We start from the raw sequence: 4,962 nt of genomic DNA on the forward strand, positions 1-4,962 counted from the left end.
ATTTCCATGCAGCGCTAAACGTAGGTGTTCATCGGTCGGAAATTTTAGAATTAATAAATCATTGTAGTGCTTATGCAGGATTTCCAAAGGCAATTCATGCATTGCATATTTTTAAATCAGTAGTTGAAGAAAAGGGAGAAGAACAATGGCTAAGTATGAAATGAAAGTGTATAAAGATGTACTATATTTTAACTACTTTGAAATGGCTGGGACGAAAGAGGAAGCTGAGAAGCATGCAAATGCAGTAAAAGAGGTTTTACAAAAACCCGAAATAAAAAAATTCCTTAATGATAATAGCAAGATTATAGGTGTAGCTAAGCCAGAGGTAAATATGGTATGGGGGAAATTTATGGAATGGGTAAGCAGTAATATTGAGAAAAACGCTACTGTAGCACCAAGTGTGGCGCTAAAAATGCAGTTGAATCGCTTATCTAGAACAGCAGGCACATATGACTCCATACGAGCTTTTACGAAATTAGATGAAGCACTGGAGTTCATGGGTATTCCAGAATTCAAAATAAATGAAGGATGAAAAGAGATGAAAAAAGTAGGAAGAAGCTTAACGGTTTATCAAACATTATTATTGTATTTATTTTTATTTACTTTAATTATTACCTTTATACCTTTGGTTACAATTTTCATATTCATTATCTCAGATATTAGTTTAAAATCTATTTCTGCAATAATCGGGCTGTCTATTGCAAGTTTACTCTCCCTGTGCTTTGCCTATATGTATGGACATTTTCTGTTTTCTCCGTTTAAACAAAATGTAAAAGATATAGATGTTAGCGGAGATGATTTTCTCCACCATCCTGTGTATAAGTGGGTGAAGGAGTGGATAATGAATACAGAGATTAATTCAGTAAATGAACAAGATCGACAAGTAATGGAGTTAGTTGAACAAACAGCTGCATCTTCGCAGCAATTGATGTCTACAACGGAAGAGACGACGAAAGCAACAGGCGAAATCTCTGCGTCCATTCAAGAATTAGCTTCTGGAGCCGATATGCAAACACAATCTATTCAAACGATTAATGATGCTTCATCGCAAGTCTTTTTTACGTTAACGGAAATAGATGAAAGTACGAAATTTGTAAAAGAGACGTCGAAAACGGCTAAGAAAAATGCGAAAAACGGAAGTGATGTTGTTTTTAGTGCTACCGAGCAAATGGATGAGATAGCGAAGCAAGTGGATGATTCTATTCACGTCGTCAATGATTTAAAAGAAAAAATGAATCAGGTCGGAGAAATATTGTCGCTTATAACGGATATATCGAATCAAACGAATCTGCTTTCTTTAAATGCTGCAATTGAGGCTGCGCGTGCGGGTGAGCATGGGAAAGGGTTCTCTGTAGTTGCTGAAGAAGTTCGCAAATTAGCAGAGCAAACAAATGCAGCAACAGCTAAAACACAGCATCTAATTGATGAAATTCAAGGTGGAACAAAAGAAGTTATTCATGTCATTCAGGAAAGTGGAAATACGATTAAACAAGGTGTATCCAGAAATGGTGAAATTTCTCAAGTGTTTCAGCTTATTTCTCAAGATGTGGATGTAGTTGATGAATTTATTCAAGACTTATCAGAAGCTGTTCATGAGGTAAAGGAAAATATGAATGGCGTTACTTCATCTATGGAAGATGTATCTAGTGTTGCAAGTCAATCGACAGCTAATCTACAAAATATTGTAGCGGTCGTTGAGGAACTAAATGCGTCTATGCAGGAAGTATCTTCTTCAGCCTCATTACTAGCTGATATATCGACGAAATTAAATGATCAAGTCGATAATGAGTTCAATAAATAGGATTTTTTAATTAAACGTAATGGGAGCCAGCTTGTATTACTAAATTAGCTAGTGATTTTTATCTTTCTTATGTGAAATTTTCCATTTGTTATTGTTTTATTTGGGTAATTTAGCTAAGATAGGCAGTAATAATTAAATTAATTGTTCAAAGGGGAATTTAATGTCAAAACACAAATACGTATTGATTGGTATCATGTTAATGGTATTTTTTGTTATTTGGTATTTTAATATATCACTAACGTCATTGCCAACTACATTTGTGAATGTATTTAAAGATAACCTTACAAATGAGGAAAAATTTGAACAAGTAAATAGAATAGAGATTCGACAGAGTGGTATAGTAACCGAAGACTTTGATTATATTGCACCTGAGAATGATAGCATGTTAACCTTAGACAATGAAGATGAAATTTATCAGATATTAAATAGTGATCTTCGTATTTATAATGGCGGAAGAATTGAGGATAATACAAATAGCGTTTTTTATTTATTTATCCGTTTTGAAGATGGAGCGGAACAACAGTACAAAATAGCGAAAGAATATATTGTAGTGCCTACCCCAAATAACCATAAGATTTATAAGGTTTTAGATGACAATAATGAAATATATGATTATCTTATGTCATTATATAATGAATAGATTTATCATCTTTATTTTTCAGGTTAAGCCATGATAGCATTTCAATAATCACAGCATTCATTTTATCAACAATTGCTTCTTTTTAGCAACTGAAAATAATCAAAATCACCAGTGTGTAAAACGGTGGTTTGCTCCGCGACTGAAAGCCTTTGTTGCCGGCCTCAATCTAAAAGAACCACTGAATATGCGGGTGTGTTATTAAATGGTTACAGTATGTACATCTTTTGATGTCCCGATTTACGAAAAAAGGGGCTGTCGCAAAATGCATATTATGCATTTGCTGACAGCTCCTTTTTCTATATGAGATTGCTCGTTTTAAGATGCATTATTTTATTTATGGTGATAAAAGGAATTTAAATCGGTTATTGACGCACTTAAAAAAGCCTCGCCTTTTTTAAAAGATAAACGTAGCGAGCGGAGCAAATCAACTAAAGTTTTTAGGAATCATGCTCCTGTAACAGGAGTAGACCCCCCGCCCTTCGGCAAGCCTTCATCTTTCCCTTCATTTGAAAACTAAATTGACCTCCGCCCATTTATTGCACAAACCCCTGTGATATTTTTGGTCTTATGGGAATAGAAATGTTCGCTTATAATAAAGTTAAGACATACTACTAATTCATAAAATGGCAGGTGGTAAATTCATGAACCAACGTAGTATGGCAGTACTCAATATGTTAATTGAACAAGAAGGATATCTTTCAAGTGAACAGCTGGCGAAAGCATTTCACGTTTCGAGAAGAACGATTTATAACGATATAGTAAAAATCAATGATTGGCTTAAAAAGCAAAAGTTGGAGATCGTGAAACAAGTGAGAGCAGAGGGCTTTTATCTAGAGGCAAGTACAAAAGAAGCTCTAAGTCAAACGGATTCGCTCGTTCAAGCTCATTATTATGAGTATACAAAAGAAGAACGCAAAGCATGGATATATTTGCATATTACATGCAGTTCTAAAACTTATTTTCTTGAAGATTTTCAAAACCTTTTTCAAGTAAGTAGAAATACAGTATTAGAAGATATAAAGGCATTAAAAAACGAAATTCAACTTGAGCAATTACAAATGCATACTAACCGAAGACAAGGGTACCATATTATAGGAGAAGAAATAGACGTTAGAAAAACAATTACTCAATATCTTTCTGTTGTTACTCCAATGGACAATTGGTACAGCCTATTACATTATCCACATGCACATGAAAAAGACCTGCCACCAACGTACACTATATTTAATGTGAAAGTCCTGCAGCATATTCACCGTCATCTCATTAAATATGAGCAACGATTTAAAATTGAAATTATTGATGACGTGCTAAACAGTTTAGTACTCTGGTTTCATTGTTTTATAAAGCGAGTGGAACAAGAGGCTATTGTCCAAATAGATCCTATCGAGAAGGAAATTATTGAGACAACGGATGTTTACGCAGGTGTACAAACGCTATGTCAAGAATTATTAGCAAACGATATAGATGGCACAGATAAGAAAAAAGAGAGTTATTATTTCGCTAAATATTTACTCAGTGCGAAAGTGAATTATGATTTGACGCCAAATAAAGAAGATAGCGTTATGAAGTCATTAATAGATGTAGTTGAAAAAATGGTCAATGATTTTCAACTATATGCGGCAGTGGAATTTGATGAACCGAAACAGATTATGGATAATTTGCTCCTTCATCTAAAACCTGCATATTATCGAATTATGTATGGAATTAAATTAGAAAATACATTGCTGGATTCGGTTAAACAGACATATCCAGAAGTTTTTCAAATTACAAAGCAAGTGATGAAACATTTTGAAGAGCTTATTGAAAAAGTAGTAGATGACAATGAGATCGCTTTTATTGCTACTCATTTTGGCGGATGGCTTCGAAGGGAAGGGGTTGTTCTTGAAGATAAACCTAAGCGTTTATTAATCGTTTGTACGAATGGTTTAGGAACCTCCAAATTACTAGAGAGTCAATTATTATCACTGTTTTCGAATGTTGAATTTCAAGGTGTAACTTCATTAAGAGAATATCAACAAATGAATTTGGCTGTTGATTTTATTGTTTCAACCATAGGTCTTCCAGATCGAGGTGTACCTGTGTTTGTTGTTAGCCCTGTATTAAGCAATGATGAGAAAGAACAGTTGTTGAAAAACGTTAATAGTTTATTTTCCATCAATGCTCGACAAGAGAATACTCCGTGGAAACGCTTTTAGACATCGTTCATCGCTATGCTACTATTCAGAAAGAAGATGAGCTGCGAAAAGAATTAAGGAGATTTTTGTATACTCCTGAACAGATAGTTAGGAATCATCAAAAGCAAAGTTTACAACAGTTATTGCCTATTCATCATGTTCAATTGCAAACTAGTATTTCTACATGGCAGCAGGCAATTACTTGTGCAGCTCAACCTTTAGTAAAAGAAGGGTTTATTAATCAACATTATATAGATGACATGCTGCAAGCGGTTGAAGGTGCTGATCTCTTGACACTGCACGAGGAACTTAACCTTAGCAATGATGAATGAAGTACAGGTAAAACA

At 34.3% G+C, this 4,962-nt stretch carries 6 protein-coding genes; all 6 read left to right on the forward strand.

What is annotated here, in order from left to right:
- On the forward strand, positions 1 to 164 hold a 164-nt coding region (locus ACXAC1_RS20165; protein WP_475064032.1), incomplete at its 5' end, for a carboxymuconolactone decarboxylase family protein.
- Positions 146 to 532 (forward strand): hypothetical protein, encoded by a 387-nt coding sequence (locus tag ACXAC1_RS20170; protein WP_073005783.1) that lies wholly within the window; start codon positions 146 to 148, stop codon positions 530 to 532. The genes ACXAC1_RS20165 and ACXAC1_RS20170, both read left to right, overlap by 19 nt.
- A 6-nt stretch (positions 533 to 538) precedes the next feature.
- Complete coding sequence (locus ACXAC1_RS20175) at positions 539 to 1,801, forward strand: methyl-accepting chemotaxis protein (protein ID WP_475064025.1); 1,263 nt, start codon at positions 539 to 541, stop codon at positions 1,799 to 1,801.
- 160 nt (positions 1,802 to 1,961) lie between these two features.
- Positions 1,962 to 2,441 (forward strand): hypothetical protein, encoded by a 480-nt coding sequence (locus ACXAC1_RS20180; RefSeq protein WP_475064027.1) that lies wholly within the window; start codon positions 1,962 to 1,964, stop codon positions 2,439 to 2,441.
- Positions 2,442 to 3,082: 641 nt separating this feature from the next.
- Positions 3,083 to 4,636: a BglG family transcription antiterminator gene (locus tag ACXAC1_RS20185; protein WP_475064028.1), complete on the forward strand. Its 1,554-nt coding sequence runs from the start codon at positions 3,083 to 3,085 to the stop codon at positions 4,634 to 4,636.
- Positions 4,621 to 4,947: a hypothetical protein gene (locus ACXAC1_RS20190; protein WP_475064030.1), complete on the forward strand. Its 327-nt coding sequence runs from the start codon at positions 4,621 to 4,623 to the stop codon at positions 4,945 to 4,947. Before ACXAC1_RS20185 ends, ACXAC1_RS20190 begins: the two co-directional genes overlap by 16 nt.
- The last annotated feature ends 15 nt before the right edge of the window (positions 4,948 to 4,962 follow it).

The sequence above is a fragment of the Marinomonas sp. AWM4_232 genome (assembly GCF_056158325.1).

What these genes read in the sequence shown, in the direction of transcription:
- ACXAC1_RS20180 (WP_475064027.1), top strand. Translation starts at nt 1,962, where the DNA reads ATGTCAAAACACAAATACGTATTGATTGGTATCATGTTAATGGTATTT.
- ACXAC1_RS20170 (WP_073005783.1), top strand. Translation starts at nt 146, where the DNA reads ATGGCTAAGTATGAAATGAAAGTGTATAAAGATGTACTATATTTTAAC.
- ACXAC1_RS20185 (WP_475064028.1), top strand. Translation starts at nt 3,083, where the DNA reads ATGAACCAACGTAGTATGGCAGTACTCAATATGTTAATTGAACAAGAA.
- ACXAC1_RS20175 (WP_475064025.1), top strand. Translation starts at nt 539, where the DNA reads ATGAAAAAAGTAGGAAGAAGCTTAACGGTTTATCAAACATTATTATTG.